The organism is Haladaptatus sp. CMSO5 (genome assembly GCF_036689885.1).
In the GTDB taxonomy this organism is placed as follows: domain Archaea; phylum Halobacteriota; class Halobacteria; order Halobacteriales; family Halococcaceae; genus QDMS2.
Map to the genome: position 1 here is coordinate 2205454 of NZ_JBAHVW010000001.1, position 26079 is coordinate 2231532.

Here is a 26079-nt window from a genome sequence, read left to right on the forward strand (position 1 = left end):
CCACCACCTTCAGATGGCTGATTTCTTACAGCGCCCCAATTTGTCCCATCTGGATGGAGACGTACAGCAGCGAGAACAGCGTGGCGTTGTAGAGGCCGTGAATCAGCGAGGGAACCACGATATTCCCGGTTCGCTCGTAGGCCGCACCGAAGACGAGCGCCGGGAAGAACAGGATGGCGATGCTCACGAGTCGGCCGCTCGTGCCACCGGTGAGAGCGACGAAGTGGATTGCGGCGAACACCGCACTCGCCAAGATGACGCCCGGAACGGGGCCAAGCACGCGCCGGATGGTGCCCTGTACGATGCCCCGAAAGAGGAGTTCTTCGCCGGGGCCGATGAGGAGGAACGAGGCGGGAATCAACACCAACAGGACTTCCGGATTCTGGATGCCAAGCTCTGCGGCCTGGTTTGAGGAGGTTTGGACGCCAGTGAAAAAGACGAACAGACCTGCGAGGATGATGGCGGCGATGGCGGTAATGTAGCCCCCGACGACCCAGCCGAGGTCTCTGAGCGTTGGTATCCGCGCGCCGATGAACGACGTTGGCAGGTCACGCAGTCGCAGATAGACGAGCGCAACGCCACCGAAGGCGATTCCTTGGGTCATCACGAGCGAGATGACGATGAGGTGGGTCGCAGAAAGTTCGAATCCCGCCAAAGACAGGAAGACAATCGTGCCAAGTGAGAGGGCAACACCAGTCACAAGCCCGACGGCCGCGACGACGAGGGCAAGCGCCACCGTCACCACCGGGCGAGTCTGCTGTGTCGGAGCGGTCATACTAGCGTAAGGTGACAGACTCACAAAACGGTTCGGTCGCGAAGACACGCAAAAAGCGGTTTAGGGGGTGGGATTTCGTATCCCGGCAGTCCACTGCGAACGGGGGGTATGGGGGATGAGCGCGGTGAACCGATTCGCTTTCCAACAATATCTTCGCAACCAGATTGACCACTGCAGTGGTAATAACAATATCGTCAGACGTAGGGCGAATTTACTAGCAAAAAACGCAGCGTACGAGTGAAATACTATCTACATTAAACTGCTGATATTCATCCATATCGACTCGTAACTCTGGGAGATACATTAAGTGGTAGATGGTAACAATTAACACGATAGACTGTGATGGTTCGGGCAGAGGGGCTGGAGTGAAATGAAGTGTGAAAACTGCAAAACCGTCGGCGATTGGCTTGGAGCGAACACCTCATGGGAACCGGTCGGGCACGAACCGGCCGCACACCCACTGTACGAGTGCAACGAATGCGGAAATCAACAGTGGGCGAAATAGTTCACACGGCCCACCGCACAACTAGATTCTTTACCATTGACCGTGATAGTTACAGTATGGCAGTATCAGTAGTTATCACCCTCACCGTGATTTCGCTCGTCGTCATGACGCTCGCGTTCCTCGCCGGCCGCTACCTTATCGGTCGCATCATGGCTCCGGACATCGATGTAGACCTCCTCGAAGAACCAGTCGTAGAAGAACAAGTCGGTCGCGGTGCCGTGTGAGCGTCCGCTCTGGAGTGAAGCACCGAAAACCAAGCCAGGATCGGGATTCGAACCCGAGGAGTCTCGATTACAAGTCGAGTGCATGAACCGCCCATGCTCTCCTGGCGCACTCTGTGCTTATTCCTTCTCCTTTGAGTGATTATCGCTTTCGATGTGCTTCTCCAATTCGACCCGATGTAGGGTGTAGCCGTGGCGCTCGTAGAATCTGAGTGCGTCTTCGTTTGCGGCCATCACATCGAGGGCGATGGTCTCTGCACCGGCGTCTCGTAACTGCTCCTCCGCGGCGGCGAGGAGCGTCGAGCCAATGCCCTGCCCGCGGAAGGCCGGTTCGACGTAGATGTTCATCACGAGACCGCGGGACACGTCTTGCTGGTAGACCCCGGCTTCCACGTCGAACATGATGAAACCGACGATGGAACCCGCTTCGCGCGCGACGATGAGTTTGTCTGCGACGACGAAGCGAGAGAGTGCCTCGCGGATGACGTCTCTGTTCGCATCGGCAAACAGGTGTGATCCGAACGCGCGCTGGCCGGTCGCGAGTTCCACCCAGAGGTCTGCAAGCGTATCGACCGCCTCTGGTTCCGGAACTCCAAGTTCCATCAGGTGCGCAGAACCTCGATGGCGGGGAGTGACTCGCCGGTGAGCATCTTGAGCGCCGCGCCGCCGCCCGTGCTGACGTGGGTAAAGCCCTCGATGCCGAGACGTCTAAGCGCCGCGGCGGTGTCGCCACCGCCGACGATGCTGTTTTTGGCTTTCGTCGCCGCGTTGTAGAGCCCTTTCGTGCCGACCGCGAACTGTTCCATCTCGAAGACGCCCGCCGGGCCGTTCAGAATCACGGTGCCAGCGTTCGCCATAATGTCGCCGTAGAGGTCGACCGTCCGCGAGCCGATGTCGAGGGCCGGTTCGTCGGGGGCGGCCGGAAGGTCTGCAATCGGAATCTCTGCGCGCTCGCCGTTTCGCTCGACGGCTACGTCTCGGGGGAGGATGATTTTGTCGCCGTAGGCGTCGAGCAGGCGACCCGCGCGGTCTACTTCGTCCCAGTAGCCCTCATCTAAGATGAACTCGGAGCTTGCCTTGCCGAGTTCGACGCCCTTTGCGATGAGAAACACGTTTCCGACGACCCCCGTCGTGAGCACGGTGTCCGCGAGCCCGCGTTCTAAGACGCTCTCTGCGACGTCGATGGAGTCGTTTACCTTCGCGCCGCCAACGGCGTAGACCCGCGGTGTGGGTGCGCTCTCGATGTCGCCGAGCACGTCGATTTCCCGCTCCATGACCCGTCCGGCGTAGGCGGGAAGACGGGTTGGGAAGCCAACGAGCGAGGGCTGTGAGCGGTGGGCAGCGGCGAACGCGTCGTTCACGTAGGCGTCGAGGACGGGAACGAGACGGTCGACGAGTGCGGTCTGCCCGGCGACCTCGGGGTCGAACTCCATGTACTCCTCGCTGTAAAAACGGGTGTTCTCTAAGAGGACAGCTTCGCCATTTTCGAGCGCGCCGATGGCGTCGCGCGCTTCTTTCGAGAAGTTACCATCGCAGTACGAGACGGGAAAATCGAGAAGTTCGTCGAGACGGTCGGCGTGGGGAGAGAGCCCGGAAAAGGAAGAGCCACCCGGCCGACCCTGGTGGGCGAGGATGGCGACACGCCCGCCCCGAGAGAGGAGTTCTGAGAGTGTGTCTACGTGCGCGAGGATGCGTGCATCGTCTGCGAGCGAGCCATCGTCGGCAAGTGGGCTGTTGACGTCGACGCGCACCCCAATCGTGGTTCCGTCCACGGAGAGGTCGTCGAGGGTCGGAATCATTAGCCACGACTGGGTTGCGCCGTCACAAATTCCTTTCTGCTCTGGGCGGTGGGCTGACGGGTGCGCGCATCTCCGTCACGAACGTTCATGGACGTTTTCCAAACCAATGAATCGCACAACCCATATGAATATTACACCGCACATGGTCACCTGTCTCCAAAGTTGACCATAAATCTGTCAAAATACCCGGCCGAAGTAAGAAAGGTTTATTGATGATTCAAGACCCGGTATCCATGTGGAGCGTTCTCAATGGGTATAGCAGAAACTTACACGCGTGGGCGGCGGTTTGTCATAGAGCAACCGCTCGCGCTCCTGGTAGGATTCGTCGTTGTCTTGATGATCATCGACTTGTTTGATGGTCTCTCGACAGGTCGAATCCAATTTTCGCGGGTAGGGACGCTTGTATGGGACGGTCTCATGCAGGGTCTCGTCATCGGGCTTGCCGGTATCGGCCTCTCGATGACGTATAGTATTTTGAACTTCGCAAACTTCGCACACGGCGACTACATCACGAGCGGGGCGTTCGCTGGCTGGGCGACGACGTATCTCGTCGCCGGGCTTGGCCGCGCTGACGTCGGCTCGCTGTTGCTCGTCGGTGCGAGTGGCTCTGTGTTCGGTGGTCAACTCGGTATTGGCATCACCGAAACGCCACTCGCCATCATCCTCGGAATGATTGTGGCGGGTGTGGCGGCAGTCGCGCTGTCGCTGTTTATCGACCGCTTCGTCTACCGGCCGATGCGGGCAGAAGAAGGCATTGCCCTGCTCATCACGAGCATCGGGGTCGCCTTCGCCATTCGCTACCTCATCCTGTTCGTCTTCGGCTCTGACGTGCGCGGAACGACAGACGCAGGCGGCGTCCCGGAGGTCGCCCCGTACTTCGTCGACGGCGGGGTCAGAATCAGCATGCACGACATCACGTTGGTCGTTGCGAGCGTCGGGTTGATGCTCGGCGTCCACCTCCTTCTCCAGCGCTCGAAGCTCGGAAAGGCGATGCGTGCGATGGCTGACAATAAAGACCTCGCGCGGATTACTGGTATTCCAACCGAAGAAGTCATTCGGGCAACCTGGATTATCGGTGGCGCACTCACCGGCGTGTCTGGCTACATGTTCATCCTCTGGAAGGGAACGATTAGCTTCAACGACGGCTGGTTGCTCCTCTTGCTTATCTTCGCCGCGGTCATCCTCGGCGGGATTGGCTCGGTGTACGGTGCAATTGCCGGTGGCCTCGTTATTGGCCTCGCGGCCTCCGTGTCCGTCATCTGGATTCCCTCGGAGTTCGCCCGGGCATCCGCGTTCATCGTGATGATTCTTATCTTGCTGTTCAAGCCAAGTGGGCTGTTCAGCGGGAGGGCAACCGCATGAGCGCAAAAGAGATGCTCGAAAACGAGCGCTCTGCACTTGCAGAGCTCTGGGAGCGCGACATCGTCAAAGTCGCCGCCGTGTTAGGCGCACTCTATTTCGCCTACATCATCGCCGGGTTGTTGCTCGGCTTCGAGGTTCGCGGACAGATTAACGCCGTTGCACAGCTCACGTTCTACATCGGCGTCTTCTCGCTGTTGGCGCTCGCGCTCAACCTCCACTGGGGGTACACGGGCCTGTTCAACATCGGGATTGCCGGCTTCATGGCCGTCGGAATTTACACGATGGCGATGGTCTCGAAACCAATAGCCGCAGAGGGCGGTGCGGCCTCGGTGGGCGGCCTCGGGCTCCCCATCTGGGTTGGCATCCTCGCCGGGATGGCCGCAGCGGCGTTGCTCGGCTTCATCGTGGCGTTACCCGCGTTGAAGTTGCGCGCCGACTATCTCGCAATCGTGACGATTGCCTTCTCTGAAATCGTCAGATTCGGCTACCTCTCTGGAACCTTCCAGAACATCACGCTGTTTGGCTACGAAACCGGGACGGGCGGCGGTAGTGGACTCATCCTCAACTTCAAAGACCCACTCCAAGCCCTGCTCGAAACGCTGTTCCTCTGGGATGCGTATCTCGGCGTCGTGAGCGCGTTTACAGTTGTCGTGCCGGAGAATCCAAAGCCAGTGGTCGACGGCCTCGCCTACGGCGTGCTGTTGCTCGTCTTCGTCGGGCTGTTTTACTGGCTGCTCCAGCGCACCGGTGAATCGCCGTTCGGACGCGTCCTCAAGGCAATTCGTGAAGACGAAGACGCCGCGAACGCACTCGGGAAGAACACGAACCGGTTTAAAATCAAGTCCTTCATGCTCGGCTGTGCGCTGATGGGGCTTGGCGGCATCCTCTGGCTGATGAGTACGGGTGCAGTGACGCCCAACTTCTTCCTGCCACGCATCACGTTCTACGTGTGGATTGCCCTCATCATCGGCGGGGCTGGCTCTAACACCGGGAGCGTCCTCGGTGGTGCCGTGTTCGCCGCGGTGTTGTTCCAGGGGCCACTCTACGTGAAGAACCTGCTCGATGCCGCACTCGACATTCCATCGCGCGGGCCGCCCGACTTCGGGCAAGCGATTGGCCCGCTGTTTTCGAGCCTCGACCCGATGCCGTTCATCGTCTATACGCTGAACAGCATCAACACGCTGCAGCTCGTGTTCATGGGAATCGTGCTCATCTGGCTGATGCACAACCGCCCAGAAGGCATGCTCGGCCACCGCAAGGAGATTGCGGCGAGCATCGACCTCGGGCGACCTGAGACGACCAAGAAGCCAACGGCAACCGACGGCGGTGAGACCAATGAGTGATACAGAACAGGTAGCGGAGTCAACGGCCAGTGGCCCAGACCTCACCGAATATCCCCTCGAAGTCGAAGGACTCTACAAGTCCTTCGGTGGGATTCAGGCAGTAAACGGTGCGACGTTCAAAGTCGAACGTGGCACCATGACCGGCCTCATCGGACCGAACGGGGCGGGGAAGTCCACCACATTCAACCTCATCATGGGGACGCACAAGCCCGACGCGGGCACGGTGCAGTTCAACGGCCACGACATCACGGGCCACCCGGCCCACGAGATTGCGAACAGTGGTCTCGTGCGCACGTTCCAGATTGCGCGTGAGCTCGCGGACATGACCGTCTTAGAGAACATGATGCTCGCCCCGAAACACCAGAAGGGTGAGGCGCTCTGGCGGTCGGTCGTCCCGTTCGCCCGCAACGACGTGGTCATGCAAGAACACGAACTGCTCGACCGCGCGTGGGGCATGCTCGAATTCTTCGAAATCGACCACCTCGCAGAGGAGTACGCGGGGAACCTCTCTGGGGGCCAACGCAAGCTGCTCGAATTGGCACGCGCGTTACTCACCGACCCCGACATGCTCCTGCTCGACGAGCCGTTCGCGGGCGTGAACCCGTCGCTCGAAAAACGGCTGTTGAAACACATCCACGAACTGCGCGAGCAAGGCTATACGTTCTTGATTGTCGAACACGACATCGACCTCATCATGAACAACACCTCGCACGTCATCGTGATGCACCAAGGAAAGGTGCTTACCGAAGGCCCACCGGAGCAGGTCAAGGCAAACGAGGACGTCATCGAAGCCTACCTCGGAGGGACGGTATGAGCCTGCTCGAAGTCCGTAACTTAGACGCCGGCTACGGTGAGGACTTACAGATTCTCACCGACGTGGACATGGACGTCGGCGAGAGCGAGTACGTGACGATTGTCGGGCCGAACGGCGCGGGCAAATCGACCATGATGAAGTCCGTCTTCGGACTGACCACGCACATGGGCGGCACCGTGGAGTTCAACGGCGAGGAAATCTCCGGGCTGAACCCCGAGGATATCATCCACAAGGGAATCGGCTACGTCCCCCAGAACGACAACATCTTCCCGACGCTCACGGTTCAAGAGAATCTGGAGATGGGCGCGTACATTCTCGATGAACTGCCACAAGACGCGCTTAACGCGGTCTACGAGCGCTTCCCAATCCTCAGAGAGCGCAAAGACCAAAAGGCCGGGACGATGTCTGGCGGCCAGCGCCAGATGCTCGCGATGGGTCGGGCGCTCATGCTCGAACCCGAACTCCTCCTCCTCGACGAGCCATCCGCCGGGCTTGCGCCCGACCTCGTGATGGAGATGTTCGACAAAATCGACGAAATCAACGAGGCGGGCACGGCCATCATGATGGTCGAGCAGAACGCGAAAGAGGCGCTGCGCCGGTGTGACCGCGGCTACGTCCTCGCAAACGGCAAAAACCGCTTCATGGACACTGGTGAGGCGCTCCTCGGCGACGAGGAAGTGCGCCAAGAGTTCCTCGGCGGGTAAGCGCGAGTTCGGCTTTTCATTTTTTCAGTACTTACCGAAAGCGAACGCCAAGAGGTCGACGTTTTCCGACGTAATGGGTTCCCTGCTCATCACCTGCTGGATTGGATGACACCAGCACCATCGAACCGGTCGATACTGAAGAGACCGAGCCAACGGCTCACACCGCAGGTGCCAAAAGAAAAAGTGTAGATTTACTGGCCGAGGGCTTGTTCGACGACCGACGTGTACGAGGACTCGCCGATGTTGAACGCGACCTTGTTCGTGACGGTGCCGCCGAACTCGCTTTCGAACACTTCCGAGAAGCGGTCGGACAGTTGCTGGCCGTAGTCGTTGTTGACGAACAGCGTTGCAGCTGACGAACCACCGAGGCGCTCTGAGGCGACCTGCGCCATGACGCGACCCTGTAGGAAGTCGGATGGAGCCGTCCGGAAGATGTAGTCGTCGTCATCCAAGTTTGAGACGGACAATGCCGTCGAGGATGGCGAACAGCCAACGACCTTGTTCGGGATGAACACCTGCTGGGAGACAGGCACGTTGACACCCGACGAAGCCGAGCCACACACGGCGGGGTAGCCTGCGTTGACGAGCGACTGTGCGGCTGCGACACCGGAGTCAGGCGACGTCTGCGTGTCTTGAACCTGTGCATCGACGGTAATGTTGATGCCAGCGTCGTTGACCTGCAGTGCGGGCAGGCGGGCAGCATTAATCATTGGCTGACCAACTGCGGCGAGGTCACCGGTCTCCGGCAGGAGGATTCCGACCTTTACTTCGCGGCTGTCGCTGCCGGGTGCGGAGTCGGCCATCGGGCCGGAGCCGTCTGGGTTCTCGCTCTCGAAGTTCTGGGTGTCCTGTGCGGGCGAACTCTGGTTCGCACGGTCGAACGTCCAGACGTCGTAGGCTGCGGATGCCGGGTCACCCTTGTCGTCGAAGTTGACCGCGGAGGACGCACCCTGATAGTTGATGTCGTCACCGGCCGCGGCGGCTTCGACGGCATCAACGAAGTTCTCCGGACCGAACTCTTCGCCGGATGGGTTTGCGATGCGACGGAGCTGGTCGCGGATGTCCGTCCCGCTGTTCGCGCCTGCTGCGGCGTTTGCGAGGATAAGAACGGCCACCGAGTCGTACGACTGGGAGGTGAACACGGATGGTGCTGCGCCGAACTCCTCTTGGAACAGCGAGTCGAACGCTTCCTGGTTTGGCCCGCCTGCTGCGGGGGCCGTCCCGGTCACGTTCGCCATGTCGTTACCGACCTGGTCTGGGAGGGTGTTCGAGCGAAGGCCATCAGGTACCAGAATCTGTTCGCTCCCGTCGCTCAGATTGTAGTAGTCACGGAACAGCTGGATACCCGACTCTGGGTAGCCAATCACGGTGATGACGTCTGGGGAACCGTCCCCGCCACCGCCGCCACCGCCGCTGGTCGTGGTGGTACCGCCACCGCCGCCGCTCGTAGTCGTCGTCTCCTCTCCGTCCGGACTGCCGATACAACCGGCCAGTCCAGCAATCCCTGCTGCGCCAAGTCCCTTAAGGAATCTCCGGCGCTCGTTATTTGGTGCCATACAACTCGGTCTATTGGTCGTGAAGTTTATAAAACTACCCTTGAATATGTGACTCCCTGCCGCGGTTTTGCTTTATTGTCGAAATAAAAACGATGGTCAAATGTCACGACAATCGGGGCAAACAAGCTGCCCGTTTACGTTCGCCAAATCTCTGGTTAGCGACCCACAGACCTCACAGATACTCTGATTCGAATACTCGGTATCCAGTGGGTCCGCATCGGAGAGGTTCGGTTCTGCGTCGGTTTCGTCACCCGAACCGAGGTGTCCAAGAACCGACGCGGTAACCAAGTCACCTTCGGTAACGATTCCGATAGGTTCGGCCCCTTCGAGAACGATGAGACGGCCAGCGTTCCCCCGCGTGAGCATGCTCGCAGCTTCCTCTACGGGCAAATCATCAGAGACGGTGACGATACCGGGGTGCATCACGTCAGAGACGGTCGCCGAACTCGGGTCTTTGCCGTTGAGAAACAGACCAAGCATATCGCCTTCGGTGACGAGTCCAACGACCTCTTGGCCGCGGAGAACCACAGCACAGCCCTGTCCTTCGTCGCGGATGAGCTGAGCCGTGTTGACGGCCAAATCGGACTCGCTCACCCCGACAAATTCACGAGTCATCACATCGCGAATCGTGACGGTATCTTCCATATGAGAATGTTTCACACACTGGGGCTAAAAGCTACCTCCAGCACGCTTAAGCATACGCCCGCCGTATGTGAGTAATTACGCGTTTTCGAAGTCGAATTCGACCGCAGAGCCGGTGGCTCTGCACGTTTCGAGCGCGTGTTTTGCGGCCATGCCCGCATCCTGTGGCGACCGGGCTCTGCCGACGCCGACTTTGAGTTCGACGTTCACCGCGTCGCGCACGTGGTCGATGGCGTCTTGATACGCGGCTTCGTCCATGTCGGGGCAGACGGCGATGATGTTGTCGCCGCCGACGAAAAACGAGAGCGCGCCGTTTTCTTCGCGCATGTAGCGCATCAACTCGGCGTACCCCTGTTCGATGTTGATGAACGTGTCAAACTCGTTCAACTGGTCTGTGTACTGGCCCGTCGCGTCGTTCACGTCGAAGTGGGCGAGTTGGACGTCTTCTGCGGTGCGAAACTGCTCGTCGATGGTTCGCCCGCGCAGAATCTCTTTCCGTGTTTTGTCCTGTGCGCTCCCCGCGTCTTGAAGCTGGCTGGTCGCGTCTTCGAGCGCCTGAATCGGTGATTGCCCGGTTGCCACGCTGAGGCTCACGGTCACGGGATAGCGGTTGCGGACGGACTCTTGAATCCGTGCGTGGTCTTCGACCGAGAGGCCGTTGGTCACCGCAATCATGTTGTCAAAGCGGCTGAAGAAGATGTAGCCATCGCGATTGCCAAACAGTTGGGAAAGGTCTGCATACAGCCGCGATTGGAGCGTCTGGAGGTCAACTTCACGGCGTGGTTCGGGCGTGACCGTCCATGGCCCGTAGTTATCAATTTGAATCAGAGTTACCTGCGTATTCGTCACGGTTGGTCGGCCCTACGAAGTCCGCGCGTATCTTTCTTTTCGATGCGGATTTTGACGGAGGGTTACGGAATGTCGTCTGCGGTGAGCGTCTCGTGAAACGAAACGATTTCGAGAAGTGCCTCGTTTATCGCAGTCAGTTCCGGTTGGTTGTAGGCGTCGTCTGTCGCCCACGAGTACTGAATCGTACCGGCACTATCGATGAGGAACACCGCACGCTTGAGGACATTTTTGTGGCCTTCCCACTCGTCGTAACAGACGTTGTACTTCGAGGCGACGGAACCGTCTGTATCAGAGAGGAGCGGGAAGCCAATATCGTACTCTTCTGAGAACTGCGCATGGGAGTAGACAGAGTCAGTCGAGATTGCCCACACTTGGAGGTTTTCAGTATACGAAAACCACTCTGCGTCGCGGATGCTACACAGTTCAGTCGTACAAATCGGGCTGAAGTCGAACGGGTAAAACAACAGCAGGATTATCGACCCATCAGCCGTGTAGTCCGTGAGGCTGAATGTCGTTTGTGCATCGTCCTCGACACCGACCAGCGAGAAAGATGGTGCCTGTGCCCCCATTTGTAGCATAGAAACACAATCGCAGCAATCATGTAAATAATCGGTCCTTTTCCACCCTCCTCGTGTGCGGTGGTGGGTATTCGCACAGCGTTGGGGGGTCTACGACCGAAATCCGCAGATTAAAACTGCCGGGCACCCGACTCCGGAAACAATGATTCCTTCGTTCGTCATCGGCATCGCAGGCGGCACCGGTGCCGGAAAGACGACTGTCGCCCGCGAGCTCACCGAAGGGGCGGGCGATTCAGTCACCCGCATCCCGCTCGACAACTACTACAAAGACCTCTCACACCTCGACATGGACGAACGCGCCGAGGTCAATTACGACCACCCAAACGCCTTCGAGTGGGAACTCGTTCGCGAGCACATGGGGGCGCTCATGGAGGGCCAACACGTCGAGATGCCCCAGTACGATTTTACGATTCACAACCGCCGTGAGGAACGCATCACCGTCCAGCCAACGGACGTCATCGTCTTGGAAGGCATCTTCTCGCTGTATGACGAGCAGTTAAACGACATGATGGACCTCCGCGTGTACGTCGAGACGGACGCAGACGTTCGCATCCTTCGGCGCATCCGCCGCGATGTCATCGACCGCGGGCGCGACTTAGACGGCGTCATCCAACAGTATTTGAACACGGTCAAACCAATGCACGAGCAGTTCGTCGAACCAACGAAAAAACACGCAGATCTCATCATTCCTGAGGGTGCAAACCGCGTGGCGGTGAACCTGCTCGCGGATAAGGTGCACGCAGAAATCAACGGGACGGCGACGGAGTTGCGCGAGGCATCGAGCCCCGGTCGGCCAGAATAGCTTACGCCTTTTGCTTGTCGGGGTTTTCGACGTTCGTATCGTAGTCCCAGAAGCCACCTCGACGCATGCCACGTCCGACGGCTTTGTGGAACTCGACGAAGTCAGCGAAGTTCTCCTCGGGGACGTGTTCGAAGATGTCCGCGACGCTTACGACGCGCTGGTAGTTGATGCGAATTGGGTGGTCGCCGTACTGCGCTACGTAGTCAGCTTTGGCGAGCGGGAAGTCTTCGTCTTCGTTGATTTTCTTGGCAAGGATTGCGTGGCCGTATTTACGCATGCCCTCGCTGCCTTCCTCACCGTCTGGGTCGTGGGGCCAGTCCATGCGTTGTGACAGTTCCCGACTCTCAAAAGGGTTTATGTTCCGGCGGTGGGCGGACGTTTGGAGGGGTTTGTCAGAATGGTAAATAGAACCGTGACGGGAGTCTGTAGCAGTGCCCCCAGCATGACGTGTCCCCATGAAATACCTCAATTTCACCCTCGCACCGACCGAACGCGCGCTGCACCCACTCGATGAAACAATCGGGTGTCACCCCCACGTCACCCGAGAAGCGCTCTTGCACGTCGATTTACTCGCAGATGGCCTGCACATTCTTCTCTACCGCCTTCGCGGCGACGCAGACTCGTTCACGGCGATGCTCGCCGTTCACCCGGACGTCCGCTCCTACGAACTGGTCGACGTAGACGGCGAGCGGTTCCACATCTACATCCAGGTCGAGGCCGACGAGGTCGGCGGTGAACTCGTCTCACTGGTTGACGACCACGCTCTCATCATCGACGGCCCGCTCGAATTCACCGCGAAGGGCCTTCGCGTGACCGTGGTTGGAACCCACGACAAACTCAGGGACGCCCTCGCCTCGATGCCCGAAGCGATAGACATTTCCATCGAACAAGCGGGCGACTACGCACCCGACCGCGAAGACGTTCTGTCACCGCTCACGGCCCGGCAGCTCGAAGTGTTCGAGGCAGCCGTCGAGTCTGGCTACTACGACGTGCCACGCAGAGCAACGCACAAGGAACTCGCAAAGAACCTCGATTGTGCGCCGAGCACGGTCGATGAACACCTCCGCAAAGCCGAGGCACACGTCGTTTCCGGACTGCTCGGCTGACATGGACTGGCACATTTTAGTCGTTCCCCCGAGAGCATTCTGTATGACCGCTGACCTTCGGGCCGCGTTCCAAGCCCGCGAACCAGTGTGTGGCAGTTGGATTTCACTCGCAGACCCCGCCGTCGCAGAAGCTACGGCAAGTCTCGATTATGATTTCCTGCTCATCGACACCGAACACGCACCCCACTCGGTTGAGACCGTCACCGACCTCGTCCGTGGTGTCGATGCCGCACCGGGCGACACCGCACCGTTCGTCCGCGCAGCGTGGAACGACCCCGTTCGTATCAAGCGCCTGCTCGACGTCGGCGTCTCTGGCATCATGGTTCCGATGCTCGAAAGCCACGCCGACGCCGAAGCGTTCGTGAGCGCGACGCGCTATCCCCCTGAGGGTGAACGCGGCATCGCCGCAAGCCGCGCCGCACAGTACGGCCTCGACTTCGAGGAGTACGTCGCCCGCGCGAACGACGAACTCGTGACGATTGGACAAATCGAGACTCGCGCCGGGCTCGATGCCGTAGAAGAGATTGCGACCGTCTCCGGCCTCGACGCGCTGTTCATCGGCCCCGCAGACCTCTCTGGCGCACTCTCAGTGTTCGGGGAATGGGAAAGCGACGAACTCCACGAGGCGATGGAGTCGGTGCTTTCGACCGCCCACGCCCACGACGTGCCGGTTGGCACGCTTGCGAGCACGAACGACCAAATCGACAACTGGCTCTCACTCGGCTTTGATTACCTCATCGCGGGCATCGACGTGAGCCATATGCTCGCCGGAAGCGTGGCCGCAAAAGAGCGCTTTGACAACGCGATGGCAGAGCGGTAGAACGAACGACTACGACCCGACATCCACCTGATAGTCTTTCAGGATGTCGCGGCCGATAATGACCGGGTAGCTCATGTGGCTCCGGTCTTCGACGCTCGCCATGAGCGTGTGCGTCCGCCCGTCGATATCGATTGTGATGTCCACGACGGGGCGTGTTTTCCCCGACTTGTTGCTTCCCGAAACGATGCGCGTGCGGTCGGTGATTGGCCCCGCCCCAATCTCTGCGGCCAACGAGATGTCGATACTCGTCCGCGTCGCGCCCGTGTCTGACTTTGCGGTGACGGTTTTCGCGCCCGACGTGCCGTAGACGGTCACGTCTTTCGTATAGCCAATAACCGGACGCTCTGCGGGCAAATTCTCGACCGCCTCCTCGGTGATGAACGCCGGCGTCGAGTCGTCGAGGTCGGTCGCCAGTTCCGCGACGAGTTCTGGCTCGACCTCGCCACCTGCTCGCTCGATAGCGAGTGCAGCGATGTACGGTGCGGGGCTGATGCCCGTCGCCCCGAACAGACCTTTGAATCCCGCGGTCGGATTCACTTCGAGGACGTACCAGCCGTCGTCGCCGCAGATGAGGTCGATACCGGCGTAGTCGAGGCCAATAACCTCGGTGGCTCGCAGCGCAATGTCTCTGACTTCGGCTGGCAGGTCGGCGGTTGCATCTTCTGTGTCCCCGCCAAGGGCGACGTTCGTCCGCCAATCCCCGTCAGGCGCATGGCGCGTCATCGCCGCGATAACCTCGTCGCCGACCACGTACACCCGGAGGTCGCGGTGGCGGTCTGCATCGACTTCGATGAACTCCTGTAAGAACGCCCAACGATTGCCGACCTGGGGCGAGAGTAACTCGTCCGACGAAACCTTCCACGTCCATCCGCCGTGCGTCCCGATGGCGGTCTTGTACACCGCCTCCTCGTCGAACTCACCACGCGCTTCGTTCAACCGACCCGGGTCGAGCGCGAGCAGTTGGTCTGGAACGGGAATCCCCGCTTCGGAAAGGCGCACCGCCGTCGAGTACTTGTGCATCGCCGTGAGCACCCTCGTCGGGTCGTTGAGCACCGGAACGAGCCCTTTTACCGTGTCTGCAAGACAGAGCGCCTCGGTGGCGTAGTCGGCTTTAGAGAGCAACAAGCGGTTGATGACAATATCAACGGCCGGATCGAGCGTCGCCTGCCCTTCTCGAATTCGAACCTCGATGTTGTCGCGCCGGAGCCACTCCGGGTCGTGGCCCAATGCTTCGATGGCGTTGAGAATCGCCTTCGTCTCTTTCGAGGTATGGAGGCTCAACACGCCAATTCGGAGCCGTCCGGCTTTCGTCATGGCTTGATTTAGAAACTCACGACACTTGAATCAATCTCCGAAACGATATTAAGCGCGCTCCGGGTGACTGGCGTGGCGGTCGTTCGGAGACGTTACCAGAGAACCGTACGGAAAACCTGTGAAAACTTCTATTCCCTCAACAGGCGTATTCAGCGCTAGTCATGTCCGCGCTGTGGACTGACCGATAGATAATGAGCTCAATTGCACAACGGACTCCCGAGAGTCTGGCTCAGCGCGACCTCCAGATTTGGAACGACGGTGACGTGGATCAGCTAGACGAGATTTATTCAACCGACGCGATGTTCGTTGATGCGTTCGGAAAAGACCACGAAATCGACTCGTGGAAAGCATACCTACTGCTGATTAGAACCGCTTTCCCAGACCTCCACGTTCGCGTCATGGAATCCATCACCGAAGGCGACATGGTGGTAACACGGTTTGTGATTGGCGGGACAATGGAGGGTGAGTACCGCGGCTTCAAGCCGACAGGACGGCCGTTCGAAATTCACGGACTCATCTCCCATCGTATCGAGGATGAGGAAATCGTCGAAGCATGGAACGCAATAAACTCGCTGGCAATACTCGAACAAGTCGGCGTGTGGGAGTAACTGTCCAGCCGTCGGTCGAATCCCGCGGTTCACGCTTTTCACGCTCACCGAGTGCAGAGCGAACGCTTCGCGTCGCTCTGTGGAGGTGTTCGCGGTAAAAGGCGGTGAGAATGGGAGTGCGCAAACGCTTCGCGTTTGCGCGCCTCGGGGCGGCTCTTCCGCCCCGTAGTTTGAACCACGGTCGCAACTTTGTTGCGACCTGATTCAAATCCATTCGAACAAGTCCTTCGCGGCGCGTTCATGCGCCGCGCAATGACGGTGAAAATGGATTTGAACTTCAGTCATTTCGCTCGCTGGCGCTCGCTCCACTCCTTACTTCAAATTCCGCGATTCACGCTTTGCTCCTCACGGAGTGGCGAGCACACGCTACGCGGTGCTCGCCGGTGATGTTCGTCGCAAAAGGCGGTGAGAATGGGATTTGAACCCATGAAGCCTTGCGGCTACCAGTTTTCAAGACTGGCGCATTTGGCCACTCTGCCATCTCACCAACAGTCCGTCATACCGCGTCATCCGATTAAGGCCTGTCGCTTTTCAGTCGCGCGAGAGAACGAGGTCGCCGTCCTCTGCAACGACCGTCAGGCCGATGTCATCAAAGAAGGCCGCAGCATGTCGAGGATAGATGCGCCCGGCCTTCTTTCGCGCGTTGATGAGCGTGAGCGCCGTCACGAGGTCTGAAGCCGTCTCCACCACGGGGAGGTTCGGCAGGAAATCGACCTCAAAGCCAGCGTCCAGCCCGCGGTCGGTGAGCGTCTCGACCGCCGGTTGAGTGTACGCCGCCTCGAAGTTGATAGGGTCGTCAAACCCTGCGTAGTAGACTCGCCCGTCAGTGGATGGGCCGAGAATCACGGGATGGCGGCGGAGTTTCATCGCCCCGTTGTCGATTTCCTTGCGCGTGAGGAACATTGCGGTGGGTTCAACCGCTGCCGCAGTCTGGACGTCTTCGCGGTCGAGCAGGTGGGTGAGCGTGTTCCCGACGCGCCCGGAGAACGTTTGCCCGACTTGCACCTCGAATCGAGCGTCTGCAGGCGAGTTGAGACACTCGTCTGCGATGTCGCGGAGTTCCGACTCGACCGACTGCGCCGTCTGGTGTTCCTCCGGCAAATCCTCGTCTGCGCGGTAGTTCACGAGCAACTCGCCGCCGCTGTTCTCGACGGCGCGAAGCACGTCTTTCAGCATGGCAGCGTAGAGGTCTGCGGTCTCTTCTTCGCTGAGTGGCGTCGTCGCTGCCAGCTCAGTGAGCACGAGTCCCGGTCGCGGTGGGTCTGCGAGAACGGCAACCGTCGTCATGGAAAAACCTGCGTCCGGCGAACCCTTGAACCCGCCGCTTGGCGCTCCGTAGCTACGGGGTCATTCTAACGGCTCAGAAAGCGCCACGGCGAGGGCGTCGTCCAGCACACCGGCTTTGAGCAGGTCATCGACGGCGGCCATGTCGATGTGGAGTTCTCGGTCGTCGGTGAGCGGGGAGACGACGTCTCGAATCACATCGTAGGCGGCGGCGGTGCCGACGCCGTGGGCGAGGTCGTCTTCGATGAACTCCGCGGCCTGTGCGCCACAGAGCAGCTCGACGGCGAGGACCATCCGCGCGTTTTCGAGCGTTTTTCGGGCGTTGTGGGCCGCCTGCGCGCTCATGCTCACGTGGTCTTCTTGGTTGCCGCTCACAGGCGTGTTGTCCGCAGAGGCGCGACCGAATGAGCGACACTCGTTGAGCAGCGAGGCGGCGGTGTACTGGGCAATCATCAGCCCCGAGCGCAGGCCGCTATGTTCGGTCAGGAACGGCGGCAGGTAGTCCTCTTGGATGTTCGGATTCACCATGCGGTCGGTGCGCCGCTCGCTGATTGCGGCGAGTTCGGTGAGCGCGTTTGCGACGTAATCGAGCCGGAGTGCGAGGACTTCGCCGTGGAAGTTCCCACCCGAGAGCACGGCCGCAGATTCCGTGCCGCTGGCCCGTGAATCCACTTGCCCACCGGGGAAGATGAGCGGGTTGTCGGTCGCGCTGTTGAGTTCGATTCCCACTGTCTCTCGAAGGTGGCGGACGGCCTCGCGGACTGCGCCGTGGACCTGCGGGAGACACCGAATCGAGTAGGCGTCCTGCACGCGGTCGCAGTTGCGGTGGGATTCGACAATTTCTGACTCCGCAGTCAGGCGTTTTACGTTCCGCGCAGACGCCGCCTGTCCGGGGTGTGGGCGCACCGCAGAGAGCGCCGGGTCGCACGAGGCGGTGGTTCCCATCGTCACTTCCGTGGTGAGTGCCCCCGCCGTGTCAGCAGCGCGGAGCAACGATTCTGCGTCCACGACGAGCAACGCGCCGAGGCCGACGGTAAGCTGCGTTCCGTTGATGAGCGCGAGGCCTTCTTTCGACGCGAGCGTGAGCGGTTCGAGGCCGACACGGGCGAGTGCCTCAGCCCCGCTCAGCCGTTCGCCATCGACGTGTGCTTCGCCCTCGCCGAGGAGCACGAGCGCCATGTGCGCGAGGGGGGCGAGGTCACCACTCGCGCCGAGACTCCCGCGCGATTTCACGATGGGGTGGACACCTTCGTTCAGCATCGTCACGAGGTGGTCGAGGACGATTTCTCGGATGCCAGAGAAGCCTTTCACGAGCGCGTTGATGCGCGTGAGCATCATCGCTCGTACCTCCTCTCGGCTGAGTTCGCGGCCCGCACCCGCGGCGTGACTCCGAATGAGATTGGTCTGGAGTTGTTCGATGTCCTCGCGCGGGATGCGTTCGTTCACGAGTTGGCCAAAGCCGGTGTTCACGCCGTAGACTGCGTCTCCGGCATCGACCACGTCGGCAACCCGCTCGCGGGCGGCGCGGACGGCCTCACGAGCCTCGTCGGAGACGACGACTGAGACATCCTCGCGGGCCACGCGCGCGACGGCCTCCGGCGTTAGCGAGGCTCCATCGAGCGTAATCGGGTCGCTCATCGCGTTCCACCTACACAGAGAGATTCGCCATGCATAGTGTGAGAATCACGACAGACCGTGAAGTCGTTTTCGAGGCATTTGAGAGCGGAGAAAACAGAAAGCCCGCACAGTTATGTGCTCGCCGCGCGCGAGTTCGCACATGACGTGGCAACAGTGGCTCGTTCGACTCGTCCTCTTTTTGACTGGACTGTTCTTGCTCGGCGCGCTCGTCAGCCTCGGCCTCAACGGCGAACTCACAAATCCGGCCGCGCTCGTGACGCTCGGCCTCGTCGGCGGGAGCGTCCTCGCCGTCATCGTGGTTGCACGAAAATCCGCGGCGTGGCTCGCCAATCCGTACTGGTGACTCAGCGCCCGCGTCGGCCTTTCGTCTGGCGGTAGTCGCGGCCCATCTCAGCCGAGAGGTGTTCGACGAACGCTTCGTACTCGTCGTCGTCCATGTTTTCAGGAGCGAGCATCGGAATCAACTCGAAGCCCCGCCCGCGGAGGGTCGTGGCGTGACACGCTTCGATGTCGAGGTCGTCGGGCTTTTTCGTCGTGTACTCGAAGGCGAGCGCCGAGAGCGCTTCTTGGCCGACGGGGATGATGAGTTGGGGGTTTATCATCCGCAATTCTGCGGTCAGATAGCCGTCACAGGCCATGCGCTCTGTGTCAGTCGGCCCGCGCTCGGGGTGGCGACACCGGGTGACGTAGGTGAGAAAGACGTTTTCGAGCGACGGTTCGGTGGTGTCCGCGGGTGAGTCGCTGAAGCCAACGCGTCCGAGGAGTTCTTGGACGCGCTCGCCGTCTGCGTCGCCGGTAAAGGGGATACCCGTCTCGTCTGCGCCTGCGCTTGGCTGGCCGCCGACGAAAACGAACTCAGCGGACACGTCGCCGTAGCCATGAACCACGTTCGTCCGGGTCTCACAGAGCGCGTCGCAGTTCGCGCACGCCTCGTCCATGTTGAACGGGTTCTGGAGGTTGTCGGGGTTCGCCGCCATCACTCGATGTTTGCCGGGTTGCGTGGGTGGTAGTCGGTGTCGTATTCGCCGACCTTCCCGTCGAGGCGGTCTGGGTTCATGCGCCCGGAGAGCAGCATGTAATCGAGAATCGTGAGCGCGAGCATCGCTTCGACCACGGGCACGCCGCGCGGTGGCAGGACGGGGTCGTGGCGGCCGATGACCTTCTCCTGTTTCTCCTCGCCGGTCTCCCAGTCAACCGTCGTCTGGGTTTTCGGGATGGACGTTGGCGCGTGGAGCGTCACCTCGCCGTAGATTGGCTGGCCGGTCGTGATGCCGCCTTGAATCCCGCCGTGGTCGTTGCCGACAGGCGTTGGGTCGCCGTTCTCGTCGAACATCCAATCTTCGTTGCGTTCGAACCCAGTGTAGGTTCGCGCCTCGCGCCCGAGGCCGAATTCGAAGGCAGAAGCGGCCGGGACGGCCATCATTGCTTGGCCAAGACGGGCGGAGAACGAATCGAAGCGCGGTGCGCCGAGGCCGCGTGGCACGCCCTGAGCCTCAAAGTAGACGCTGCCGCCGATGGAGTCGCCTTCTTCTTGGTACTTGTTGATGAGGTCGCGCATCTCGGCTGCGGTTTCGGGATGCGCACAGCGCACCTCGTTTTCTTCTGCGTGTTCGAGCATCTCCTCGAAACTTACGTCGGGCGAAACAACGTCGCCGATTTGGTTGACGTGGGCTTTCACCTGAATGTCTTGGGTGGCGAGAAGCTTCTTCGCAATCGCGCCCGCGGCAACCCAGTTGACTGTCTCACGAGCAGATGAGCGCCCGCCGCCGCCCCAATTGCGCGTGCCGAACTTCGCAGAGTAGGTGAAATCGCCGTGGCTCGGGCGTGGTGCGGTGATGAAGGGCTCGTACTTCCCCGAGCGAGCGTCTTTGTTCTGAATCGTCATCCCGATGGGCGTGCCGGTAGTGTAGCCGTCTTGGACGCCGCTGTGGATTTTCACTTCATCGGGTTCGCCGCGGCTCGTCGTAATCATCGACTGGCCGGGTTTGCGGCGGTCTAAGTCGCCTTGAATGTCTTCTTCAACCAATTCCAGCCCGGCAGGACACCCGGAGACGGTGACCCCCATCGCGTCGCCGTGGCTCTCGCCGTAGGTGGTGACGCGGAAGAGTCGACCGAATTCGTTACCGTTCATTGCAGGCCACTCAGGTGGCCGCACATTTAGTGTTTTCAGGACGTGGCGCAAAGTTGCCGCTTACTGGAGGTCGGAAAGACGGCAAATCGCAAACGGGCAGAGCATTTCGTCGGGGGTCAGCCCGCCGTGTGAGCCGATTTGGTCAAGTTCACCGTCGTCGTACCAGACGAGTTTGTTGCGCGGAACGGCCACGAGGTCGGGGGCGTGGGCTTCGAAGTGCGCCGACGGGTCGCGGTCGCCGAACAACCCACGCGCCGTGTACTCCTCGCGGTCGAACGTCAGCATGTCCAGTTTGGCTTCGAGCAGTTCTCGCAACGATTCGACGTGCCTCTCACGGACGTGGAACTGGAGGTTGCGCCCGCTGCCGACCGCGGGGATTGGTTCGCCGTCGGGGCCGCGTTTCAGGTGCTCTCCGAGTCCGTCGATAGTGTCGAGGTCAACGTTCGTCTCGGGGTCTGTATCGAGATGGCCGTGGTCTGCGGTGACGACGAGGAGCGTGTTTGCTGCCACCTCGGGAGCCACGCGTTCGACGAGTTCGCGCTGGATGTGTCCCGTGACTTTCGAGACCATCTTCTCGTACTCGGGCGACTTTGTGCCGTGCTGGTGAGAAACCCCATCGACGTGCGGAACGTAGGCGTAGGTGTAACTCGGTCCAGCCGCCGATTCGAGCGTTTTGCGGACGAGCCGACCCATGTGCGCGAGGTCGCCGTACCCCGACACGTCCGCGCCAGCCATGGCGAGTTTCGAGTGTTCAGACCGAGAGATGCGCTCTGGCATTACCACGGTCGGCGTGACGCCAACCTCGCGGGCACGTTCGTACACCGTCTGTTCGGGCGGCGAGAAGAGGAACCGACCATCAAGCCCGTCGAATTTCTCGGGGGCGTACTCGCCGTCGAGGGTCGAAAACGGGAGCGTCAGAAGCACCTCTGAAAGTTCCTCGTAGTACTGAAACCAGCCGAGTAGGCCGTGTTCGACCGGCTGGGTGCCCGTCGAAACGGTCGTTATGGCGGCCGAGGTTTCGGAGGGATAGGTGGAAGTGAGCGGCGTCACCGTCCCCTGCTCGGTGAGACTATCGAGAAAGCCGTGTTTGTGCTGGTCGCGCGCCCACTGTTCGTAGCCGAAACCGTCGACGAGCACCACGACGACGTTCTCCACGTCCGTCTCGACACCCGCGAACACGTCGTTCGGGAGGGTACGATGCGTCGGCGCGTCAAAGAGTGAAAGAATCGTATTCGGGACGTTCGCAAAGGAGTAGTCTGCGTAGTCCGGAAACAGAAAACCGTCTCCCAAGAACCGGTCGCGGAGGTCGGCGGCAACGTCGTCCTGTCGCATTGACACCACGTGGACGAGGGAGCGAAAAGAGGATTCCGGTTAGGCAGAAAACATTTCACGTGCCGGTGAGAAGACTGGTCAATGATATGTAGAATTTTTGTTGTGTTCCTCCTTGTCGCGTGTGCTGGCTGTCTTGGCGGGACACCGGCCACAGACCTAAACGGATCTGAGACGAGCGTTCAGCACGAAACTCCATCAACTACAGCGATAGTTGAAAACCCGAAAGACCGTGCACGTGAGGCGGAAGAGAGACGGGTTCGGGCCATGTTGCAAAATGCGTCGAACGTTTCGGGAACCGTCCCCGGCTACGCCGACCCGACGGTGGCGGTTGTGAATCGAACCGAAGCGGGCATCACGGTTGAGGTCACGATGACCTACTCTTATGAGTACAGTTGTGGGTCAAAAGCCGGTCACGCCGACAATCTCCGGACGCGGACGAAGTACCTTGTGACAGAATCAGAGACGCACGTTAAAACGATTCATCGAGACGTGAACCTGCTGTGCGACTGACTTAGCCGATTTTCTGGTCTACGCGCGCACCCAAGTCGTACAGCACGTCGAAGAAGTTGGGGAACGACACGTCAACGTGTTCTGCGCCTTTGATTTTCGTCGTTCCCTCCGCGGTGAGGCCCGCCACGGCGAGGGCCATGATGATGCGGTGGTCGTTCTTTCCCTCGACGACCGCCCCCGACAAGTCCGACTCACCGCCGCGGATGATGAGTTCGTCCTGGCGCTCGGTGACGGATGCGCCCAGTTTCGTGAGTTCTTCTGCCATCGCGCTCACGCGGTCGGTCTCCTTGAAGCGGACGTGCTCGCAGTTGGTGATTCGGGTTTCGCCGTCTGCGACCGCGCCGAGCGTGGCGATGGTGGGCAGGAGGTCGGGCGTGTCACCCACGTCGAATTCGATGCCCGAGAGGTCGGATTTTCTGACTGTGATGATGCCGTCGTCGTCGTCCCATTCGATGTCTGCGCCCATGCCGAGGAGCACGTCTACGATGGCGCTGTCGCCCTGTGCGCTCGGGTGTGCGCCCGTGACGATGAGTTCGTCTTCGGCGGCGAGTGCGCCCGCGGCGAGCAGGTAGGACATAGACGAGAAGTCCCCGGGGACGTGGTACTCGCCATCTTCGGGTTCGTAGGTCTGACCGCCCGCGACCGCGAAGCCATCGGGTGTGGGTTCTGCATCGATGCCGAACGCGGCGAGCACTTCGAGCGTGATATCGACATACGGTGCGCTCTTGAGGTCGGTTTCTAAATGGACGCCGATGCCCTGTTCGGTGGTCCCACCGGCCATCAAGAGCGCGGTGATGTACTGCGAGGACACGTCGCCGGGAATGGAGACCTCACCGCCCGCGAGTGGGCCGCGAATCGCGAGCGGGGCCTGCCCGTTGTCGCGGGTGCTTTCGGCTCGCGCGCCGAGTTCGGTGAGCGCGGAGAGAAGCGGGCCCTGTGGCCGAGAGCGGAGCGAGCGGTCGCCCGTGAGTACGGTGATGCCGTCTGCGAGCGCGGCGGTGGCCGTCACGAGGCGCATCGTCGTCCCGCTGTTGGCGCAGTCGATGATATCGCCGGGTGTGCCCGGTTTGCCGCCGAAGCCGGACACGTCGAGACCGCCGTCGATTTCTTCGACGCTACCGCCGAAGGCTTCGACCGCGCGGATGGTCGCCTTCGTGTCGGCGCTCATGAGCGGGTCGTAGATGAGCGCGCCGTCGGCGTAGCCCGCGGCGAGGATGGCGCGGTGGGAGTAACTCTTCGACGGCGGAGCCTTTGCTCGCCCGGCAACGGTCGAGTTCGAGATGTCAACGTCCATGGGTGGGTAGATGGGACGACCCGGTATCAGGATACCGGACACGGAGAGGTCTGCCAGCCGCCACGGGGTCGCCCCGGTAGGATTTTAGCCATCGCTCACCCAGCGTGAGTATGCAACCGGACTTTGCCGACCTCGACGCCGCCCTCGCAGAATCGGGGGCCGATGGCTTTCTTATCTACGCCGCAAGCGACGACTCGAATCAGCGCTACCTCTCCGGATTCGACGCGCCAGACCCGTTTCTCACGCTCTACGACGGCGAGGTGCACCTGTTCGTCTCGCCGCTCGAATACGGCCGGGCGAAAAAAGAAAGCGGCGCGGCCACCCTCGCCCGCGGGAGTGAGTTCGGTTACGGTGACCTTGTAGACGAATATGGCCCGACAGAGGCGGCCCACCGCGTCTGGACGAAGTTCCTCGACTCCCACGACGTCTCCTCCGTGCTTGTCCCCACCGACTTCCCGCTCGGCCACGGCGACGGCCTCCGCGAACAGGGTATCGAGGTCACCGCGGACGACGATGACGTGCTCCGCGACATTCGCGCCGTCAAACTCCCCCAAGAAATCGCCCACATCCGCGCCGCCCAGAAGGCGAACGAACAGGCGATGCAAACCGCAGAGACGCTCATCAGCGAGTCAACCGTCGAAGACGGCGTCCTCCACTACGAGGGCGAGCCGCTCACCTCAGAGCGCGTCCGCCAAGAAATCGAGCTGACCCTCCTGCGCTACGGCTGTGCGTTAGACGAAACCATCGTTGCCTGCGGTGCGGACGCCGCAGATCCCCACGACCGCGGCAGTGGCCCACTTCTCGCAAACGAGTCCATCATCATCGACATCTTCCCACGCGACAAGGAGAGCAAATACTTCGCGGACATGACCCGGACGTTCGTCAAAGGGACGCCGAGCGACGAACTCCAAGAATGGTACGACATCACCGATGAAGCACTCGAAGCGGCCCTCAACGCCGTGAAACCGGGCGCAACCGGCAAAGACGTCCACGACGTGGTCTGTGACATCTACGAGGAAGCGGGCTACCCGACGCTTCGGGCAGATGAGACGACAGAAGTCGGGTTCATCCACTCGACGGGCCACGGGGTTGGCCTCGACATCCACGAGATGCCGTCGATTAGCCCGCGCGGTGAGGAACTCAAACCCGGCCACATCATCACCATCGAGCCGGGCCTGTACGATCCCGACGTCGGTGGCGTGCGCATCGAGGACATCATCGTCGTCACCGAAGACGGCTACGAGAATCTGACCGACTACCCGAAGACGTTCGTCCTCCCGTAATCGACTATCTCTCGGTCTGATTTGCGACCCACGCGGGTTCGCGAACTGTCCGCGGCTCGTTCAGAAAGACGGAGTATCTGAGCCTCGTTCTGGTGTATGTCGAGGATTCGCCGACACTGCGCCCAGCGATGTAGATGTCTATCTTGTGGACGATTCCCTGTTGATCGACGAAAATCTGTCCCGATGCGGCTGTGATGCGCCAATCGTCCGCGGTGTCTGCCGGGTCAGTGAGGTTGTACACGATAAGTGTCGTCCCGTCCCGGCGAATCACATCTGCTGCCGTGTAGTTGCCGAGTTCGAGCGCCGCTTCCAGATACTGCGTGCTTCGTTCGATGCCTCGCTCGTGTACTTCACGTGGCGTCACCCATCCCAAAGGTTCGGTTCGGTAAGTTGGCGGCTCCGTTCCGAATTTATAGTACACGCCTGTGCTGTCGATGTATGTCTCGTCTGTTTGGCCGCCTGCCTTCTCCCACTGATAAACGACTAAACCCTCGCGGTCACTTTCCAGGTACTTCGCACTTGTCCACGTGTTCTCGGCATTCGAGTTGGTGATGAAATCCGTCATTGTGAACGTGGTTCCATCGAGCCCGGATTTGGTGCTGTTCACGAGCTGTGACCGGTTGGTGAATCCCTGGGCTGTGGTTCCTTTCGGGAACGTGACCGTTTCGAGGGTCGGTTCTTTTTCACCGCCTACTATCGAGGAGAACGGGTCGTCGGTACAGCCAGCAAAACCGACGCAAATGAGGATGAGAAAGAACGCAAATGTTCTCGAAGGCATAATTCAACTATTCTAATATGTATTAAATAGC

Annotated in this window: 28 protein-coding genes and 2 tRNA genes; 12 read left to right on the forward strand and 18 right to left on the reverse strand. The window is 60.4% G+C overall.

Translation table 11 applies throughout. The features are described from left to right. Positions 1–25 precede the first annotated feature (25 nt). The gene (locus V5N12_RS11565; RefSeq protein WP_332899321.1) at positions 26–775 is read right to left on the reverse strand and encodes a CPBP family intramembrane glutamic endopeptidase; all 750 of its coding nucleotides are present in this window, start codon (positions 773–775) and stop codon (positions 26–28) included. A gap of 561 nt (positions 776–1336) precedes the next feature. On the opposite strand from V5N12_RS11565, the gene V5N12_RS11570 reads away from it, so the two are divergent. Continuing rightward, complete coding sequence (locus V5N12_RS11570; RefSeq protein WP_332899322.1) at positions 1337–1504, forward strand: hypothetical protein; 168 nt, start codon at positions 1337–1339, stop codon at positions 1502–1504. Between the two features lie 32 nt (positions 1505–1536). Here V5N12_RS11570 and V5N12_RS11575 read toward each other — a convergent pair. From V5N12_RS11575 to V5N12_RS11585, 3 genes are all read right to left on the reverse strand, one after another. Then, positions 1537–1610: transfer RNA gene (locus V5N12_RS11575), tRNA-Thr, on the reverse strand. A gap of 11 nt (positions 1611–1621) precedes the next feature. After that, positions 1622–2104 (reverse strand): GNAT family N-acetyltransferase, encoded by a 483-nt coding sequence (locus tag V5N12_RS11580; protein WP_332899323.1) that lies wholly within the window; start codon positions 2102–2104, stop codon positions 1622–1624. Continuing rightward, the gene (locus tag V5N12_RS11585; RefSeq protein ID WP_332899324.1) at positions 2104–3300 is read right to left on the reverse strand and encodes a phosphoglycerate kinase; all 1197 of its coding nucleotides are present in this window, start codon (positions 3298–3300) and stop codon (positions 2104–2106) included. The genes V5N12_RS11580 and V5N12_RS11585 overlap by 1 nt, the downstream gene beginning before the upstream one ends. A 417-nt stretch (positions 3301–3717) precedes the next feature. On the opposite strand from V5N12_RS11585, the gene V5N12_RS11590 reads away from it, so the two are divergent. From V5N12_RS11590 to V5N12_RS11605, 4 genes are read left to right on the forward strand one after another with little or no spacing between them, the layout of a single operon-like run. Beyond that, a complete protein-coding gene (locus V5N12_RS11590) occupies positions 3718–4662 on the forward strand; it encodes a branched-chain amino acid ABC transporter permease (RefSeq protein WP_442904977.1) in 945 nt (314 codons plus the stop codon). Positions 4663–4673: 11 nt separating this feature from the next. After that, the gene (locus V5N12_RS11595; RefSeq protein WP_442904978.1) at positions 4674–6005 is read left to right on the forward strand and encodes a branched-chain amino acid ABC transporter permease; all 1332 of its coding nucleotides are present in this window, start codon (positions 4674–4676) and stop codon (positions 6003–6005) included. Next, the gene (locus V5N12_RS11600) at positions 5998–6819 is read left to right on the forward strand and encodes an ABC transporter ATP-binding protein (protein ID WP_332899327.1); all 822 of its coding nucleotides are present in this window, start codon (positions 5998–6000) and stop codon (positions 6817–6819) included. The genes V5N12_RS11595 and V5N12_RS11600 overlap by 8 nt, the downstream gene beginning before the upstream one ends. After that, positions 6816–7523, forward strand: a complete 708-nt coding sequence (locus tag V5N12_RS11605; RefSeq protein WP_332899328.1) for an ABC transporter ATP-binding protein — start codon at positions 6816–6818, stop codon at positions 7521–7523. Before V5N12_RS11600 ends, V5N12_RS11605 begins: the two co-directional genes overlap by 4 nt. Before the next feature lie 191 nt (positions 7524–7714). Here V5N12_RS11605 and V5N12_RS11610 read toward each other — a convergent pair whose 3' ends face one another. From V5N12_RS11610 to V5N12_RS11625, 4 genes are all read right to left on the reverse strand, one after another. Then, complete coding sequence (locus tag V5N12_RS11610) at positions 7715–9079, reverse strand: ABC transporter substrate-binding protein (RefSeq protein ID WP_332899329.1); 1365 nt, start codon at positions 9077–9079, stop codon at positions 7715–7717. Between the two features lie 96 nt (positions 9080–9175). Beyond that, positions 9176–9724, reverse strand: coding sequence for a CBS domain-containing protein (locus V5N12_RS11615; protein ID WP_332899330.1), 549 nt, complete (start codon positions 9722–9724; stop codon positions 9176–9178). A 75-nt stretch (positions 9725–9799) separates the two neighbouring features. After that, complete coding sequence (locus V5N12_RS11620) at positions 9800–10570, reverse strand: GTP cyclohydrolase III (RefSeq protein ID WP_332899331.1); 771 nt, start codon at positions 10568–10570, stop codon at positions 9800–9802. A 62-nt stretch (positions 10571–10632) separates the two neighbouring features. After that, positions 10633–11148: a redoxin domain-containing protein gene (locus V5N12_RS11625; RefSeq protein WP_332899332.1), complete on the reverse strand. Its 516-nt coding sequence runs from the start codon at positions 11146–11148 to the stop codon at positions 10633–10635. A gap of 142 nt (positions 11149–11290) precedes the next feature. Here V5N12_RS11625 and udk point away from each other — a divergent pair, with 142 nt between their 5' ends. Continuing rightward, complete coding sequence (udk, locus tag V5N12_RS11630) at positions 11291–11950, forward strand: uridine kinase (RefSeq protein ID WP_332899333.1); 660 nt, start codon at positions 11291–11293, stop codon at positions 11948–11950. A 1-nt stretch (position 11951) separates the two neighbouring features. On the opposite strand, the gene V5N12_RS11635 is transcribed toward udk, so the two are convergent. Further along, complete coding sequence (locus tag V5N12_RS11635; protein WP_332899334.1) at positions 11952–12272, reverse strand: DUF5785 family protein; 321 nt, start codon at positions 12270–12272, stop codon at positions 11952–11954. A gap of 133 nt (positions 12273–12405) precedes the next feature. Here V5N12_RS11635 and V5N12_RS11640 point away from each other — a divergent pair, with 133 nt between their 5' ends. Next, entirely contained in the window at positions 12406–13056 is a 651-nt protein-coding gene (locus V5N12_RS11640; protein WP_332899335.1) for a helix-turn-helix domain-containing protein, read from the forward strand. 43 nt (positions 13057–13099) lie between these two features. Next, positions 13100–13876 (forward strand): HpcH/HpaI aldolase family protein, encoded by a 777-nt coding sequence (locus V5N12_RS11645; RefSeq protein ID WP_332899336.1) that lies wholly within the window; start codon positions 13100–13102, stop codon positions 13874–13876. A gap of 9 nt (positions 13877–13885) precedes the next feature. Here the strand turns inward: V5N12_RS11645 and V5N12_RS11650 are convergent, their stop codons facing one another. After that, positions 13886–15190: a RimK family alpha-L-glutamate ligase gene (locus V5N12_RS11650; protein ID WP_332899337.1), complete on the reverse strand. Its 1305-nt coding sequence runs from the start codon at positions 15188–15190 to the stop codon at positions 13886–13888. 191 nt (positions 15191–15381) lie between these two features. On the opposite strand from V5N12_RS11650, the gene V5N12_RS11655 reads away from it, so the two are divergent. After that, positions 15382–15798: an ester cyclase gene (locus V5N12_RS11655; RefSeq protein ID WP_332899338.1), complete on the forward strand. Its 417-nt coding sequence runs from the start codon at positions 15382–15384 to the stop codon at positions 15796–15798. Between the two features lie 403 nt (positions 15799–16201). Here V5N12_RS11655 and V5N12_RS11660 read toward each other — a convergent pair. The 3 genes from V5N12_RS11660 to hutH all read right to left on the reverse strand — a co-directional run bounded on the left by V5N12_RS11660 (position 16202) and on the right by hutH (position 18720). Beyond that, positions 16202–16285: transfer RNA gene (locus tag V5N12_RS11660), tRNA-Ser, on the reverse strand. A 44-nt stretch (positions 16286–16329) separates the two neighbouring features. Then, positions 16330–17085: a hypothetical protein gene (locus V5N12_RS11665; protein WP_332899339.1), complete on the reverse strand. Its 756-nt coding sequence runs from the start codon at positions 17083–17085 to the stop codon at positions 16330–16332. 60 nt (positions 17086–17145) lie between these two features. After that, positions 17146–18720, reverse strand: coding sequence for a histidine ammonia-lyase (gene hutH, locus V5N12_RS11670; protein WP_332899340.1), 1575 nt, complete (start codon positions 18718–18720; stop codon positions 17146–17148). A 139-nt stretch (positions 18721–18859) separates the two neighbouring features. Between hutH and V5N12_RS11675 the strand changes: the two genes are divergently transcribed. Then, positions 18860–19063 carry a hypothetical protein gene (locus V5N12_RS11675; RefSeq protein WP_332899341.1) on the forward strand — a complete coding sequence of 68 codons (204 nt, stop codon included), beginning with the start codon at positions 18860–18862 and terminating at the stop codon, positions 19061–19063. Between the two features lies 1 nt (position 19064). On the opposite strand, the gene V5N12_RS11680 is transcribed toward V5N12_RS11675, so the two are convergent. From V5N12_RS11680 to V5N12_RS11690, 3 genes are read right to left on the reverse strand one after another with little or no spacing between them, the layout of a single operon-like run. Further along, positions 19065–19697 carry a uracil-DNA glycosylase gene (locus tag V5N12_RS11680; protein ID WP_332899342.1) on the reverse strand — a complete coding sequence of 211 codons (633 nt, stop codon included), beginning with the start codon at positions 19695–19697 and terminating at the stop codon, positions 19065–19067. Next, positions 19697–20851, reverse strand: a complete 1155-nt coding sequence (gene aroC, locus V5N12_RS11685; protein WP_332899343.1) for a chorismate synthase — start codon at positions 20849–20851, stop codon at positions 19697–19699. The genes V5N12_RS11680 and aroC overlap by 1 nt, the downstream gene beginning before the upstream one ends. A 60-nt stretch (positions 20852–20911) precedes the next feature. Next, positions 20912–22183 carry an alkaline phosphatase family protein gene (locus V5N12_RS11690; RefSeq protein WP_332899344.1) on the reverse strand — a complete coding sequence of 424 codons (1272 nt, stop codon included), beginning with the start codon at positions 22181–22183 and terminating at the stop codon, positions 20912–20914. Between the two features lie 264 nt (positions 22184–22447). Here V5N12_RS11690 and V5N12_RS11695 point away from each other — a divergent pair, with 264 nt between their 5' ends. After that, positions 22448–22693: a hypothetical protein gene (locus tag V5N12_RS11695; protein WP_332899345.1), complete on the forward strand. Its 246-nt coding sequence runs from the start codon at positions 22448–22450 to the stop codon at positions 22691–22693. Position 22694: 1 nt separating this feature from the next. On the opposite strand, the gene aroA is transcribed toward V5N12_RS11695, so the two are convergent. Next, entirely contained in the window at positions 22695–23987 is a 1293-nt protein-coding gene (gene aroA, locus V5N12_RS11700) for a 3-phosphoshikimate 1-carboxyvinyltransferase (RefSeq protein WP_332899346.1), read from the reverse strand. 110 nt (positions 23988–24097) lie between these two features. Here aroA and V5N12_RS11705 point away from each other — a divergent pair, with 110 nt between their 5' ends. Beyond that, positions 24098–25270, forward strand: coding sequence for a M24 family metallopeptidase (locus tag V5N12_RS11705; RefSeq protein WP_332899347.1), 1173 nt, complete (start codon positions 24098–24100; stop codon positions 25268–25270). Between the two features lie 4 nt (positions 25271–25274). Here the strand turns inward: V5N12_RS11705 and V5N12_RS11710 are convergent, their stop codons facing one another. Beyond that, positions 25275–26048 carry a hypothetical protein gene (locus V5N12_RS11710; protein WP_332899348.1) on the reverse strand — a complete coding sequence of 258 codons (774 nt, stop codon included), beginning with the start codon at positions 26046–26048 and terminating at the stop codon, positions 25275–25277. Between the last annotated feature and the right edge of the window lie 31 nt (positions 26049–26079).